Here is a 13,813-nt window from a genome sequence, read left to right on the forward strand (position 1 = left end):
GTGTAGGTGCCGACGATCATGTCGTAGACACCGTCGGCCGGTGCGGGGCCGGCATCCTGCGCGAACGCCTGTGAAGCGACAATCGAAACCATAAGCACGAAACCTTTTATTATCGAATGGGCAGACCGGGACGATGGCGCGCATGCGGCCTTCCTGGCGGGCTGAAATAACGATTGATGCGCAACGCTTGCAGCGGCTTGGGCACTACGATGCATGTCGACCTCCTGGACATCGGGTTATCAGGTTTTGATCATGTCACTGGTCTGCCACGCGGTCTGGAACGCCCGGTTCAGGGACGCGTCGTTCCAGGTGTTTTTGTTGTCGGGCCAAGTATAGAAGATAGAAGCAAAGCGTCGAGCCGGATCGCGCAGCCCACGGGCCCCGCTCCGGTGCTGGCGGGTGGCGCATCCTGCCGCCCAATGAGAATCTCCTCTTACACCTGTCTCATCCACCCGGAGTCATCATGAACGTCACCTTCAGCCTGGGCCCGCTTGTTTCGCTGATCGCCGGTGTCCTGATTCTTGTCATGCCGCGCCTCCTGAACTACATCGTCGCGCTCTATCTGATCATCATCGGCATCATCGGGATCTTCGGCGTGGCGGCGTCACACTTCTGATGCGCCTGCGTTTTGACTCCGGCGCTCTACCTGCGTGAGGCGATCTGGCTTGCGGGTGACCGGACAAGGCTGCCCCAGCCTCGGGGCTACCCGCGCGGCTTACCGTGGCGATCAACGGGATTTATCAACGGGATTTATCCCCGGGTTTAACCGTGGACAAGCTGCTCGAGCCGTAGCCTTCCCTGCAGCGACAGGCCACCAACGGCATAATGGCCCTCACCCTTCTCGTGATGCCTGAAGCAGGCACGCTCGATCAGGAAGCAAGCGGCCGCCTGCATCCCGTTGCGCGAGAGGCCCAGACGGCCAGCGTCGAGGGCAAGCATGGAATCGTCAGCGAGTTCGTTGGCTGCCGAGAGAATGGTGATGCAATCGGATTTCGACGGGTTCAGCATGGCTTTCGTCCTCGAAAACAGCGTTTGCGTGTGCAATGGACCGACGTACCCAGACCTGCGGCAAGATCCTTGCTCATCTACCGAAAATCCAATTGTAAGCAGCGTTATCCCAGAATGCCAAGACGGATTGTCCGCAGGGCTTGCTGAACCAAAGTGCGTGACACAGGTCCGGTAATAACAACGTCCCGGCGCGCGCGAGGCGCACGTTTTACGTCTTGCTTACGCCGCTCAAACCGCTTACCCAATCATCTATGCCCGCTCTTATCGAAGACTATGCTCTCGTCGGCGACGGCCACACCGCCGCCCTGATTTCCCGTGACGGCTCCGTCGACTGGCTCTGCTGGCCACGTTTCGACTCGGGTGCCTGCTTCGCCGCGCTCCTTGGTACAGAAAAGCACGGGCGCTGGCTGATCGCGCCGGCCTCTCCAGAGACTGACGACGCCGAGGAGTCAGACAGAACCAAAGGGGCCGACAGCTCCGGAGACTCCGACAAATCCGGTAAATCCGACAAACAGGAAATGCAGGCGACACAGGCCACGCCTGCGAAGATCACCCGCCGCTATCGAGGCGAGACGCTGATCCTCGAAACCGATATCGAAACCGCGGACGGCGCGGTCACAGTGATCGATTTCATGCCGCCCGGCAACGGTTCGTCGGAACTGGTCCGGATCGTGGTGGGCCGGCGCGGCAAAGTGCGCATGAAGATGGAACTGGTGCTGCGCTTCGATTACGGCTTTTCGATTCCGTGGGTCAGCCGTCTCAAGCATGACAACGGCATCAAGGCGATCGTCGGACCGGATACCGCCGTGCTGTGCACGCCTGTCGAACTGCGCGGCGAGAACATGCACACCGTCGCCGAATTCACCGTATCGCCGGGCGAACGGGTGCCGTTCTCACTCACGTATTCGCCGTCGCATCTGCGCCTGCCGCCCGCCCACGATCCGCACACGGCACTGGCACGAACCGAGAATCACTGGCGCGAGTGGTCGGCGCGCAACACGATCGAAGGCAAGTATGCCGAGCCGATCCGCCGCTCGCTGATCACGCTGAAGGCGCTCGCCTACGAACCGACTGGTGGCATCGTGGCGGCCCCCACCACCTCGCTGCCCGAACACCTGGGCGGCACGCGTAACTGGGATTACCGCTATTGCTGGCTGCGCGATGCCACCATCACGCTGCTGGCCATGATGCGCGGCGGCTACTTCGACGAAGCGCGCGCATGGCGCAGCTGGCTCGCCCGCGTGATGGCGGGAGCGCCCGAACAGTTGCAGATCATGTATGGGATTGCCGGCGAGCGGCGCCTGCCGGAATTCGAAATCGACTGGCTGCCCGGCTACCAGGGCGCGAAGCCAGTGCGCATAGGCAATAACGCGGCCGGCCAGTTGCAGCTCGACGTCTACGGCGAAGTGATGAACGCCCTGCATCTGGCGCGGGTGGGCGGCCTGCAGGCCGACGACACCGCGTGGAACGTGCAGTGCGAGATGCTCGAGCATCTGGAAACCATCTGGCAAGAGCCCGACGAAGGCATCTGGGAAACGCGCGGCGGCCGCCAGCATTTCACCTTTTCGAAGGTGATGGCCTGGGTGGCGTTCGACCGCGCGATCAAGTCGGCAGAAATGTTCGATCTGGACGGTCCGCTTGACCACTGGCGCGCGATTCGCGACCAGATTCACGCCGAGGTCTGCGAGAAGAGCTGGAACCCGACGCTCAATGCGTTCACCCAGGTCTACGGCGGCGACGAGCTAGACGCGAGCGTCCTGCTGATCGCGCAGGTCGGCTTCCTGCCGCCATCAGATCCGCGTGTGGCCGGCACTGTCGCCGCGACTGAAAAGTATCTGATGCGCGACGGCTTCGTGATGCGCTACCGCACCACGGAAGTCAACGACGGCTTGCCGCCCGGCGAGGGCACCTTCCTCGCCTGCAGCTTCTGGATGGTGGACAACCTTGCCATGCAGGGCCGCGTGGCCGAAGCAGAAGCGATGTACGAACGGCTGCTCGGGCTGGCTAACGATGTCGGCCTGCTGGCCGAAGAATACGATCCGGCCGAGAAGCGCCTCGTTGGCAACTTCCCGCAGGCGTTTTCACACGTGGCACTGGTGCACACCGGCCTTAACCTGATGAAACACGAGCAGGAGATGGCGAAGGCGACCGGCCAGCCGGCGCATGACGGGGCGTCGCAGAGCGCGCCATCGCAGAATGCGCCGTCTCAAAATGCGGCGGCGCATAACGGCAGCGAGATCGACAAACTTGACCCTGCGGCAACCCCTGATAGCGGCGCAGCAACATCGTCCGTACCATGAGTTAATGACGTTTTAGCTGCCAGGAGGCGTCGTATTGCTGCGTTGCACAAAACTACTTTGTCCGATATCATCAAACGAGACTCTTGGCCGATAATCAAGCGCCTACAACCAAAACGGCCCGCCGCAACGCGAAACGCGTGTTTGCGAAGCCCCATGCGAATCGCCCCAACGCCGGAGCACCCATGCTCTATCAGCTACATGAATTCCAGCGGGCTCTGCTCAGCCCGCTGACCGCCTGGGCCCAGGCCGCGTCGAAATCCTTCGCGAATCCGGCCAGCCCTCTCGCCTATGTGCCAGGCGCCACCCGTCTTTCCGCTGGTTACGAATTGCTCTACCGGCTAGGCAAAGACTACGAAAAACCCGAATTCAACCTGCACCAGATTGTTAAGGATGGTCATAACATCCCAATCATCGAGCAGACCATCGTCGAGAAACCGTTTTGCCGTCTGTTGCGCTTCAAGCGCTTCGCTGACGACAGCGCCGCTGTCAGTCAACTGAAAGACGAGCCGGTCGTGCTGGTGTGCGCGCCGCTGTCCGGCCACCACGCCACACTGCTGCGCGATACGGTGCGCACCCTGTTGCAAGACCACAAGGTGTACATCACCGACTGGCTCGACGCGCGCATGGTGCCGCTCGAAGATGGCAGGTTCCAGCTCGACGATTACGTTGCTTACATTCAGGAATTTATCCGTCACATCGGCGCGAAAGACCTGCACGTGATCTCGGTGTGTCAGCCGACCGTACCGGTCCTGGCTGCAATCTCGCTGATGGCTAGCCGCGGCGAAGACACGCCGCGCACGATGACGATGATGGGCGGCCCGATCGACGCGCGTAAGAGCCCGACCTCGGTGAACTCGCTTGCCACGCAACACTCGTTCGAATGGTTCGACAACAACGTGATCTACACGGTGCCGCCGAATTATCCGGGCGTAGGACGCAAGGTTTACCCGGGCTTCCTGCAGCACACAGGTTTTGTGGCCATGAATCCGGAGCGCCATGCAGCCTCGCACTGGGATTACTACCCGAGCCTGATGCGCGGCGACGAAGAAGACGCCGAAGCACATCGCCGCTTCTACGACGAGTACAACGCCGTGCTCGACATGGACGCCGAGTACTACCTCGACACGATCCGCGTAGTCTTCCAGGAATTCCGCCTCGCCGAAGGCACCTGGGATGTAGCCGGCGAGCGTGTGCGGCCGCAGGACATCAAGAAGACTGCCCTGTTCACGATTGAAGGCGAGCTCGACGACATCTCCGGCGACGGCCAGACGCGTGCCGCGCAGGATCTGTGCAGCGGCATCCCGGCGGCACACAAGCAGCATTTCACGGCAGAAAAGTGCGGCCATTACGGCATTTTCTCCGGCCGCCGCTGGCGCACCATCATTTATCCGCAACTGCGCGACTTCATCCTCGCGCACAATAAGGCGCCCAAGGCCGCGAAAGAAAAAGTCGAAGCCTGAACGCAATGCAGCATGGCGGCCTTGATAAAACCGGGCCGCCACGTCGAAGGTTGTGTGCGCATCAAATGTGAAGCAACGGCCCCCGCGGGGGCCGTTGTTGTTTGAAGCGCCGATTTGCCGAATCGTGGAGACTTGCTGCTGCGCGCTGTCGCACCCTGAACGTGCGCCTCTTACCGCCAGAGCAGCGCCTCCTGGCGTTTAACGCCTAAGCAGATACGCGAGTAGCAACTCAGTGTTCATCTGCACGACTTCGTTGCGCTCGGCGGGTGCGCTGAAATCACGGGCGAGCGTCGCTTCCAGCGTGAAGCGGTTCGACACGATGTAGTAGCCCATGCCCGAAAGCGTGACGTAGAAGCGCAGCGGGTCGACATTGGTTCGAAACAGGCCCGCACGCTGACCACGCTCGAGGATGCCGCCGAGTGTTGCAACAATCGGCGAGATCATTTCCCGAATGCGTGTGGACTTCTGCATATAGCGCGCCTCATGCAGATTCTCATTGTTCACGAGACGCAGCAACTCCGGATGATCCCGGTAGTAGTCCCACACGAAATGCGCAAGCCGCGTAATGGCCTCGACCGGCGCGATGCCGTTCAATTCCAGCGTGCGCTCTGCCTCGTTCAGCGCGCCAAAGGCGTGTTCGAGCACAGCCGTGAATAGCTGCTCCTTGCTACCGAAGTAGTAATAGAGCATGCGTTCATTCGTTTCAGCTCGGCGGGCAATCTGGTCGACGCGTGCGCCGAACAACCCACCATTCGCAAATTCCTCGGCGGCCGCGAGCAGGATACGGCGCCGGGTGCCTTCAGGATCTCTTTTGATTTTGGGCTGATTCATGGTGGCATTATCTTGAGCCGCGTTATCCGGATCGTGCCGCCGGCCTCTCCTCGGGCCTTGCACCGACAGCACTAAACGGTATGGTTGGGGGACACCCTTCTGCGGTCTTTCGGAAAAGCGCTTTGATTATGGCACATGGTTTGGTAATGGCAATCGGGGAAATCGGCGATAATGAAGCAATTTCCCTAAGCTTGATTGAGTCAGCCAATTCGCGCTGCTCCCGACTGTCGGCAAGCGCCTGTGGCGGCCCGCCGGCCAGTCTTACCGTCTTCACTGTGACCGATTCCATAACACTCGCAGACCGCATCGAAGATCTGCTTCCCCAGACCCAATGTACGAAGTGCGGCTACGCAGCATGCCGGCCGTACGCCGAAGCTGTAGCCGTTGGCACAGCGAACTACAACCAGTGTCCGCCAGGCGGCCACGAAGGTGTAGCGCGGCTGGCCGCCCTGCTCGGCAAGCCGGCCATCCCGCTCAACCCCGCTAACGGCATCGAACGGCCGCGGCCGGTTGCCGTTATCGACGAGAGTCTGTGCATCGGTTGCACGCTGTGCATGCAGGCGTGTCCGGTCGACGCGATTCTTGGTGCACCGAAGCAAATGCATACGGTCATCGAAGCACTGTGCACGGGCTGCGATCTGTGCGTCGCGCCCTGCCCGGTCGACTGCATCGCCATGCTGCCCGTCACCGGCGAGGCGACCGGATGGGATGCCTGGACTGCGGGCGAGGCCAATGCCGCTCGCGAACGCCACGACCGGCGGGAAGCGCGCCTTGCGCGCGAACGCGATGCCGCTGAAGCGCGCGCAGCAGCCCGCCGTGCTGCGGGTGGTGCTGGGGGGAGTGCCTCGGTTAGCGCCGCCGCTCAGGCGTCCGCTGGCGGGACTGCTGCGTTGACCGGAACGTCCGCGCCGGTTGCCACCGACGACCCCGAAGCCAAAAAACGCGCGATCATCCAGGCCGCACTCGAGCGCGCTCGCAAGAAGAAAGAAGAACTGGCCGCAAAAGGCGCCGGTCCACAGAACGTGGAGCGCGTGAGTGGCGACGTGCAAGCTCAGATCGACGCTGCCGAAGCGCGCCGCCGGCGCCTCGGTATCGAAGGTATCGTTGCACCCGGCAACCAGGCCAATGAACCGACGCAAGCGGCCGAAGCCGACCCGATCCCCCGTACGCCTAAACCCTGACCTATCCGCCCCGGTATGAACGCGAACAAACGCCGCGCCATCTACGAGACGCTTCAGAGCCTCAACCCGCACCCGACTACCGAACTTGAATACACCACACCGTTCGAACTGCTGATTGCGGTGATGTTGTCGGCGCAAGCCACCGATGTGTCGGTCAACAAGGCGATGCGCAAGATGTTCCCGGTCGCGAACACGCCGCAGAAGATCTTCGAGCTAGGCGAGGACGGTGTGACCGACTACATCAAGACCATCGGGCTCTACCGGACCAAAGCGAAGAACGTCGTCGCGACCTGCCGGATTCTGCTCGATCAGTTCGGCGGCGACGTGCCGGACGACCGCGAAGCGCTCGAAAGCCTGCCTGGGGTCGGTCGCAAGACGGCCAATGTGGTGCTGAACACAGCCTTCGGCCATGCAACGATCGCCGTCGATACGCACATCTTTCGGGTTGCGAATCGAACCGGGCTTGCACCAGGCAAGGATGTGCGCGCCGTGGAAACGGCGTTGGAGAAGTTCACGCCAGCCGAGTTCATGCAGGACGCGCATCACTGGCTGATCCTGCACGGACGCTATGTCTGCAAGGCGCGCCGGCCCGAATGCTGGCACTGCGTGATCGAGCCGCTGTGCGAGTTCAGGCCGAAGACTCCGCCGCCGGATCTGTGAGATAGTCATATCTCGCACCCCTCACCACCGTTTTCAGTCCACGATGTTCAATCCCAGCCGCGACGAAGTCCGAAGCTTTTTCACCGAGACCTGGCGCAAGCAGCGCGAAGGCGCAATCCTGACACCGCTTGAGGCGATCGCCGCCGACTGGATAGTCGAGCACCCCGAATACCACACCGAATTGACGGATGGCGAAGCCGCATCCGCCCAGGACTACTCGCCTGAACGCGGCCAGAGCAACCCGTTTCTGCATCTGTCAATGCATCTGGCAATCAGCGAGCAACTGTCGATCGATCAGCCGCCTGGCATCCGCGCCGCTCACGAGCGGCTCGCCGGCCGCCTCGGCTCCGCCCACGACGCGCAGCACGCCATCATGGAGTGCCTCGGCGAGACCCTGTGGGAAGCACAACGCACCGGCACACCGCCCGACACCGACGCTTACCTGCAGCGCATCGAACGCCGCGCGTCGCGTGACTAACGCGCGTCCCAAGCTGGCGCGTCGACCGGTTTCAGACGCATCATTGAAACGCCCCAAAGCGAAACACCCCGCCAAGGCGGGGTGTTTCCGTGTTCACATCGGCAAAGCCAGCCGCGAGGCGCGACGAGCTTACTTCTTCTCGACCAGATCGCCGCTCAACGACTCGACATAGGCCGCGATGTCCTTCATGTCGCTTTGCGACAGACTCTGCACCTGCGCCTGCATGATCGGATTGTTGCGGCCGAAATGCGGGTTGCCATTGCCCATCTGATACTGGCGCAGCGCCCAGTAGACATAGTCGGCATGCTGACCGGCGAGCTTCGGATATTCCGGGCTGACCGGCTTGTTCAGGTTCACGCCATGGCAAGCCGCGCAGTTGTGCGCATCGGCCAGCACCTTGCCGTTGCCGGCGTCGGCGGCATATGCCACGTTGGCTGCGGCCAGACCGAGCAATGCCGTTGCTGCGCAGGCAGCCTTGAACATCGTGTGGAGTGCCAGTTGAGGCTTCTTCATGAATTCTCCTATCCCGCGAAAGTAAATAGCCGAGTGACTGGATGAATGACCGCAGCCGATCACTTGTCGGGATTGTTTTTCGAAGCGGAGGTCTGCGCCGCGTAGTACGCAGCAATGTCGGCAATGTCCTGGTCCGACAGCGACGTGGCGATGGCGTGCATCGTTTCGAAGCGGCGATCGCCTTTCTTGTACTCGTGCAGTGCGTTCTCGATATACGTCTGGTTCTGGCCGCCGAGGATAGGCACCCGGTAGACCTCTGGGTACGCCGTACGGTAGTCAGGAATGCCGTGGCAGCCAATACACATCGAGACCTTACCCTGGCCCGCCTTGGCGTTGCCGACGATATCCGCTGCCTGCACGGTGGCCGCGTAGCCCGCTAGCACCGACAGCGCTGTGATCACGACGTGTTTGACGACGAATTTATTCATAGCTTGTAACCTGGCTTGAGGGGAAACGGGCGCCCGCAAAGGCAACGGCCTGCACCATTATTCTTCTGGGGTTACCACGCAGGCCAAAAAAATCGGGCTAATTGTACCGCGACGCTGCGCGGGGCGTCCACAGAGCAGGGAAGCGCCAGCCGGCGGGGCAACGCGCCTCGCCGGCCAGACGCACTAAGGGCAAACCCGCACGAGACAAGCCGCCGCATGCGGCCCGCCCACCGGGCCGCGCACCGGCAGCCGTTGCGGGTGACACCATACGACAGCCCGAATCAGGCCAACAGGGCTTCTGACTTATACTGGAATTTTTCCCCGAAAGAGCGTCTCGTCATGCGTTTCGAAGGCTCATCGCAATACGTCGCCACCGACGATCTCAAGCTCGCGGTCAACGCCGCGATGACGCTGCAGCGTCCGTTGCTCATCAAAGGCGAACCCGGCACGGGCAAAACCATGCTCGCCGAGGAAGTGGCGGCGGCACTCGGCATGCCGCTGATGCAGTGGCACATCAAGTCCACCACGAAGGCACAGCAAGGCCTCTACGAATACGATGCGGTGTCGCGCCTGCGCGATTCGCAGCTGGGCGACGAGCGCGTCAAGGACATCCGCAACTACATCGTCAAAGGTGTGTTGTGGCAGGCGTTCGACGCGGACCAGCAGACCGTGCTGCTGATCGACGAGATCGACAAGGCCGACATCGAATTCCCCAACGACCTGCTGCGCGAGCTCGACCGCATGGAGTTCTACGTCTACGAGACGCACGAGCTGGTGCGCGCGAAACACCGCCCACTCGTCATCATCACGTCGAACAACGAGAAGGAACTGCCGGACGCGTTCCTGCGCCGCTGCTTCTTCCACTACATCAAGTTCCCGGACCCGGTGACGATGCAGCAGATCGTCGAAGTGCACTTCCCCAACATCAAGAAGGACCTGCTGAGCGCGGCGATGGCGAGCTTTTTCGAACTGCGCAACGTGTCGGGCCTGAAGAAGAAGCCGTCCACCTCGGAACTGCTCGACTGGCTGAAGCTGCTGCTCGCCGAAGACATTCCGCCGGAGGCGCTACGCTCGTCCGACCATAAGCAGATCATTCCGCCGCTGCATGGCGCGCTGCTGAAGAACGAGCAGGATGTGAGCCTGTTCGAACGGCTCATTTTCATGAACCGCAACAACCGTTGAACGGAGTGCGTGCGCCTGAACCCGAAGCGCACGCCTTACGTCGGCGCACCGGCGTCCGGGCGCGCTGAAGCGGAGGAAACCGCATGCTGATCGACTTCTTTTACTCATTGCGCGCGGCCAAGCTGCCGGTCTCCGTCAAGGAATACCTGACGCTGCTCGAAGCGCTCAAGGGCAACGTGATCGCGCCGTCGCTCGACGAGTTCTATTACCTCGCCCGTCTGACGCTCGTGAAAGACGAGCAGTATTTCGACAAGTTCGACCAGGCCTTCGGGGCGTATTTCAACGGCGTGGCGGCCAAATCCGAACTCGCGCTCGACGTGCCGCTCGACTGGCTGAAAAAGAAGCTGCAGCGCGACCTGTCGCCGGAAGAAAAGGCGCAGATCGAAGCGATGGGCGGCCTCGACAAGCTGATGGAGCGCCTCAAGGAACTGTTCGAGGAGCAGAAGGAGCGCCACGAAGGCGGCAACAAGTGGATCGGCACGGGTGGCACGTCGCCCTTCGGCAACGGCGGTTATAACCCCGAGGGCATCCGTATCGGCGGCGATGCGGCGGGCAACCGCACCGGCGCCAAGGTGTGGGAAGCACGCGCCTATCGCGACTATGACGACCAGGTGGAAATCGGCACGCGCAACATCAAGGTCGCGCTGCGGCGGCTGCGGCGCTTTGCGCGCGAAGGCGCGGCCGAAGAACTCGACCTGCCCGACACGATCCGCAGCACCGCGGCGAACGCCGGCTGGCTCGATCTGAAGATGGTGCCGGAGCGGCACAACAAAGTGAAAGTGCTGATGCTGCTCGACGTGGGTGGATCGATGGATGACCACATCAAGCGCACCGAGGAGCTCTTCTCCGCCGCGAAAGCGGAGTTCAAGCACCTCGAGTTTTACTACTTCCACAACTGCGTGTACGACTTCCTGTGGAAAAACAACCGCCGCCGTCATGCAGAGCGCATGCCCACCTGGGACGTGCTGCACAAGTTCACGCCGGACTACAAGCTGATCTTCGTCGGCGATGCGACGATGAGCCCCTACGAAGTGCTGCAGCCAGGCGGCTCGGTGGAATACAACAATCCCGAGGCCGGTGCGGTTTGGCTGCGGCGTCTCGCCGACCATTTCCCGCATCACGCGTGGCTGAATCCCGAGCCGGAGGGGCTGTGGGAATATCGGCAATCGGTATCGGCGATCCGCGAAGTGCTGGCCCATCGGATGTATCCTCTCACCCTCGCCGGTCTGGAGACCGCGATGCGTACGCTAAGCAAGTGATTGGCGCAGACCAGCCACGCCAGTAAGGTGTACCAGCCAGACCTTCACCCATAAGAAAACCGAGACCTTCTGCATGAGTTCGCCCTCCTCCCCCGAGCTGTCCCCTTCGCCCCCACGGCCCACACGCCTGCGGCCGTTCGCGGACACATCGCTATCGACGCTCGTGGCCGGCTTCGTCGCGATGATGACGGGCTACACCAGCTCGCTCGTGCTGATGTTTCAGGCGGGCCAGGCGGCACATCTCTCCGACGCACAGATTTCCTCGTGGATCTGGGCGCTCTCGATCGGCATGGCGCTCTGCACGATCGGCCTGTCGCTGCGCTTTCGCGCGCCGATCGTGATTGCGTGGTCGACGCCGGGCGCCGCGCTACTGGTGGCGTCCCTGCCACACGTGGCGTATCCGGAGGCGATCGGGGCGTTTATCGTCTGCGCGCTGCTGCTCACGGTGGTCGGTCTGACCGGATGGTTCGATACGCTGATGAAAAAGATTCCGGCCGGAATCGCCTCAGCGCTGTTGGCAGGCATCCTGTTCGAGATCGGCATCGAAATTTTCCGCGCCGCGCAATTCCAGACCGCGCTAGTGCTGGTGATGTTCTTCACCTACCTCATGCTCAAGCGCCTCGCGCCCCGCTATGCGATCGTGACGACGCTGGTGGTGGGCACTGCCGTGGCCGGCGGCCTCGGGCTGCTCGACTTCAGCCACTTTCATGTGGCGCTCGCGCAGCCCGTGCTGACGGTGCCGGCGTTTTCGGTCGCGGCGGTCATCAGCATCGGCATTCCGCTGTTCGTCGTGGCCATGGCCTCGCAGAACGTGCCGGGGATTGCCGTGCTGCGCGCCGACGGCTATACGACGCCGTCCGCGCCGTTGATCGCCACCACCGGCATCGCTTCGCTGCTGCTCGCGCCGTTCGGCTCGCACGGCATCAATCTTGCGGCGATTACAGCAGCCATCTGTACCGGCCCCGAGGCCCACGAGGATCGTAACAAGCGCTACACCGCCGCCGTCTGGGCTGGCGTCTTTTATCTGATCGCCGGCATCTTTGGCGCGACAATTGCTGCACTGTTCGCTTCGTTGCCCAAGGCGCTGGTGGTGTCGGTAGCGGCGCTGGCGCTGTTCGGCTCGATCATGAGCGGCCTCGCCAACGCCATGCAGGATCTCAAACAGCGCGAGGCGGCGCTGGTCACCTTCATGGTGACCGCTTCCGGCCTGACCCTGCTGTCGATCGGCTCGGCATTTTGGGGCCTGGTGGCGGGCGTGCTGACGCAACTCGTGCTGAATGCTCGGCGGGCGTGAGCAAACAAGAGCCGAGCGAAACTTCAGCCAGGCCGCAGTGAAGGCCGTACGGATCGGCAAATGCACATGTAAAAGCCGCAGCGCCCGATCCGCCATAGAATAGAAGTATCGGGCGGCATTCCCCGGCAATATCATGAGGAATGCCGCAGCGTGAAATGCTGCAGTCAGGGTCACCGGAGCACCCGCCCCGGTGACCTTTGCGGCGACCTCCACCTTTTGGACCATTGCGCCTGTGCGCCTAAAGGCTCGACATGACTACCGCACTCGATCAACTCAAGCAATTCACGACCGTCGTCGCCGATACCGGTGACTTCCAGCAACTCGCCCAGTACAAGCCGCGGGACGCGACAACCAACCCGTCGCTGATCCTCAAGGCCGTGCAGAAGGCCGACTACCGTCCGCTGCTCGAAAAAACCGTGCACGATCACGCGTCGAAGCCGGTCGGTGCGATCATCGACAATCTGCTGATCGCCTTCGGCACCGAAATTCTCAAGATCATCCCGGGCCGCGTTTCGACCGAAGTCGACGCGCGTCTGTCGTTCGACGTCAAGGCGTCGATCGAGAAGGGTCATGAACTGATCAAGCTATACGAAGCCGCCGGCATCGGCCGCGAGCGGATCCTGATCAAGCTCGCTTCCACGTGGGAAGGCGTGCGCGCCGCCGAGCATCTGCAAAAGGAAGGCATCCACTGCAACATGACGCTGCTGTTCTCGCTCGCCCAGGCCGCTGCCTGCGCCGAAGCGGGCGCGCAACTGATCTCGCCGTTCGTCGGCCGGATCTACGACTGGTACAAGAAGAACGCCGGCAGCGCGTGGGATGAAGCGAAAGACGGCGGCGCGAACGATCCGGGCGTGCAGTCGGTGCGCCGCATCTATGCGTACTACAAGAAGTTCGGCTACAAGACCGAGGTGATGGGCGCGAGCTTCCGTACGCCGGGTCAGGTCCTCGAACTGGCCGGCTGCGACCTGCTGACCATCAGCCCCGACCTGCTGCAGAAGCTGCAGGACAGCACGGACAAGGTGGAGCGCAAGCTGTCGCCGGAGTTGGGCGAGAGCGGGAATATCGAACGCGTGGCTGTCGACGAATCGACGTTCCGTTTCCTCGTCAACGACGAAGCCATGGCCACCGAAAAGCTCGCCGAAGGCATCCGCGCGTTCGCCGCCGATGCAGTCAAGCTCGAAAAACTGATCGAAGCGCTGAAATAATTTCGCGGTTGCAA

At 62.0% G+C, this 13,813-nt stretch carries 14 protein-coding genes; 10 read left to right on the forward strand and 4 right to left on the reverse strand.

Annotated elements, in window-relative coordinates; genetic code table 11:
- Positions 1-463 precede the first annotated feature (463 nt).
- Complete coding sequence (locus M0954_RS01855) at positions 464-616, forward strand: DUF3096 domain-containing protein (RefSeq protein ID WP_122154003.1); 153 nt, start codon at positions 464-466, stop codon at positions 614-616.
- 146 nt (positions 617-762) lie between these two features.
- On the opposite strand, the gene M0954_RS01860 is transcribed toward M0954_RS01855, so the two are convergent.
- A complete protein-coding gene (locus tag M0954_RS01860) occupies positions 763-1,008 on the reverse strand; it encodes a hypothetical protein (protein ID WP_297351314.1) in 246 nt (81 codons plus the stop codon).
- 251 nt (positions 1,009-1,259) lie between these two features.
- Here M0954_RS01860 and M0954_RS01865 point away from each other — a divergent pair, with 251 nt between their 5' ends.
- Together M0954_RS01865 and M0954_RS01870 are read left to right on the forward strand one after the other, a co-directional pair.
- Positions 1,260-3,308 carry a glycoside hydrolase family 15 protein gene (locus M0954_RS01865; protein WP_297351316.1) on the forward strand — a complete coding sequence of 683 codons (2,049 nt, stop codon included), beginning with the start codon at positions 1,260-1,262 and terminating at the stop codon, positions 3,306-3,308.
- 182 nt (positions 3,309-3,490) lie between these two features.
- Complete coding sequence (locus M0954_RS01870) at positions 3,491-4,768, forward strand: polyhydroxyalkanoate depolymerase (protein ID WP_297351318.1); 1,278 nt, start codon at positions 3,491-3,493, stop codon at positions 4,766-4,768.
- A gap of 198 nt (positions 4,769-4,966) precedes the next feature.
- Here M0954_RS01870 and M0954_RS01875 read toward each other — a convergent pair whose 3' ends face one another.
- Complete coding sequence (locus M0954_RS01875; protein WP_122154000.1) at positions 4,967-5,599, reverse strand: TetR/AcrR family transcriptional regulator; 633 nt, start codon at positions 5,597-5,599, stop codon at positions 4,967-4,969.
- 146 nt (positions 5,600-5,745) lie between these two features.
- On the opposite strand from M0954_RS01875, the gene rsxB reads away from it, so the two are divergent.
- The 3 genes from rsxB to M0954_RS01890 are packed head-to-tail and all read left to right on the forward strand — an operon-like array spanning position 5,746 to position 7,918.
- The gene (gene rsxB / locus M0954_RS01880) at positions 5,746-6,780 is read left to right on the forward strand and encodes an electron transport complex subunit RsxB (RefSeq protein WP_297351320.1); all 1,035 of its coding nucleotides are present in this window, start codon (positions 5,746-5,748) and stop codon (positions 6,778-6,780) included.
- A 15-nt stretch (positions 6,781-6,795) separates the two neighbouring features.
- A complete protein-coding gene (nth, locus tag M0954_RS01885; protein ID WP_122153998.1) occupies positions 6,796-7,440 on the forward strand; it encodes an endonuclease III in 645 nt (214 codons plus the stop codon).
- A 43-nt stretch (positions 7,441-7,483) separates the two neighbouring features.
- Positions 7,484-7,918 (forward strand): DUF1841 family protein, encoded by a 435-nt coding sequence (locus M0954_RS01890; RefSeq protein WP_122153997.1) that lies wholly within the window; start codon positions 7,484-7,486, stop codon positions 7,916-7,918.
- 129 nt (positions 7,919-8,047) lie between these two features.
- On the opposite strand, the gene M0954_RS01895 is transcribed toward M0954_RS01890, so the two are convergent.
- Positions 8,048-8,431, reverse strand: a complete 384-nt coding sequence (locus tag M0954_RS01895; RefSeq protein WP_074265397.1) for a c-type cytochrome — start codon at positions 8,429-8,431, stop codon at positions 8,048-8,050.
- Positions 8,432-8,490: 59 nt separating this feature from the next.
- On the reverse strand, positions 8,491-8,859 hold the full coding sequence (locus M0954_RS01900; protein ID WP_074265398.1) for a c-type cytochrome: 369 nt from the start codon (positions 8,857-8,859) through the stop codon (positions 8,491-8,493).
- Positions 8,860-9,198: 339 nt separating this feature from the next.
- Between M0954_RS01900 and M0954_RS01905 the strand changes: the two genes are divergently transcribed.
- From M0954_RS01905 to tal, 4 genes are all read left to right on the forward strand, one after another.
- Positions 9,199-10,041, forward strand: coding sequence for a MoxR family ATPase (locus M0954_RS01905; RefSeq protein ID WP_297351323.1), 843 nt, complete (start codon positions 9,199-9,201; stop codon positions 10,039-10,041).
- Between the two features lie 83 nt (positions 10,042-10,124).
- A complete protein-coding gene (locus tag M0954_RS01910) occupies positions 10,125-11,300 on the forward strand; it encodes a VWA domain-containing protein (RefSeq protein ID WP_123384513.1) in 1,176 nt (391 codons plus the stop codon).
- Between the two features lie 73 nt (positions 11,301-11,373).
- A complete protein-coding gene (locus M0954_RS01915; protein WP_133891232.1) occupies positions 11,374-12,594 on the forward strand; it encodes a benzoate/H(+) symporter BenE family transporter in 1,221 nt (406 codons plus the stop codon).
- A gap of 251 nt (positions 12,595-12,845) precedes the next feature.
- The gene (gene tal / locus M0954_RS01920) at positions 12,846-13,799 is read left to right on the forward strand and encodes a transaldolase (RefSeq protein WP_297351325.1); all 954 of its coding nucleotides are present in this window, start codon (positions 12,846-12,848) and stop codon (positions 13,797-13,799) included.
- Positions 13,800-13,813: the final 14 nt, after the last annotated feature.

This window comes from Paraburkholderia sp. (genome assembly GCF_026225065.1).
Lineage (GTDB): Bacteria > Pseudomonadota > Gammaproteobacteria > Burkholderiales > Burkholderiaceae > Paraburkholderia.

Coding starts and splice junctions, on each gene's coding strand:
- nth (WP_122153998.1), top strand. CDS start 6,796: ATGAACGCGAACAAACGCCGCGCCATCTACGAGACGCTTCAGAGCCTC.
- M0954_RS01910 (WP_123384513.1), top strand. CDS start 10,125: ATGCTGATCGACTTCTTTTACTCATTGCGCGCGGCCAAGCTGCCGGTC.
- M0954_RS01890 (WP_122153997.1), top strand. CDS start 7,484: ATGTTCAATCCCAGCCGCGACGAAGTCCGAAGCTTTTTCACCGAGACC.
- M0954_RS01865 (WP_297351316.1), top strand. CDS start 1,260: ATGCCCGCTCTTATCGAAGACTATGCTCTCGTCGGCGACGGCCACACC.
- M0954_RS01915 (WP_133891232.1), top strand. CDS start 11,374: ATGAGTTCGCCCTCCTCCCCCGAGCTGTCCCCTTCGCCCCCACGGCCC.
- M0954_RS01870 (WP_297351318.1), top strand. CDS start 3,491: ATGCTCTATCAGCTACATGAATTCCAGCGGGCTCTGCTCAGCCCGCTG.
- M0954_RS01875 (WP_122154000.1), bottom strand. CDS start 5,599: ATGAATCAGCCCAAAATCAAAAGAGATCCTGAAGGCACCCGGCGCCGT.
- M0954_RS01895 (WP_074265397.1), bottom strand. CDS start 8,431: ATGAAGAAGCCTCAACTGGCACTCCACACGATGTTCAAGGCTGCCTGC.
- M0954_RS01900 (WP_074265398.1), bottom strand. CDS start 8,859: ATGAATAAATTCGTCGTCAAACACGTCGTGATCACAGCGCTGTCGGTG.
- tal (WP_297351325.1), top strand. CDS start 12,846: ATGACTACCGCACTCGATCAACTCAAGCAATTCACGACCGTCGTCGCC.
- M0954_RS01905 (WP_297351323.1), top strand. CDS start 9,199: ATGCGTTTCGAAGGCTCATCGCAATACGTCGCCACCGACGATCTCAAG.
- rsxB (WP_297351320.1), top strand. CDS start 5,746: ATGGCAATCGGGGAAATCGGCGATAATGAAGCAATTTCCCTAAGCTTG.
- M0954_RS01860 (WP_297351314.1), bottom strand. CDS start 1,008: ATGCTGAACCCGTCGAAATCCGATTGCATCACCATTCTCTCGGCAGCC.
- M0954_RS01855 (WP_122154003.1), top strand. CDS start 464: ATGAACGTCACCTTCAGCCTGGGCCCGCTTGTTTCGCTGATCGCCGGT.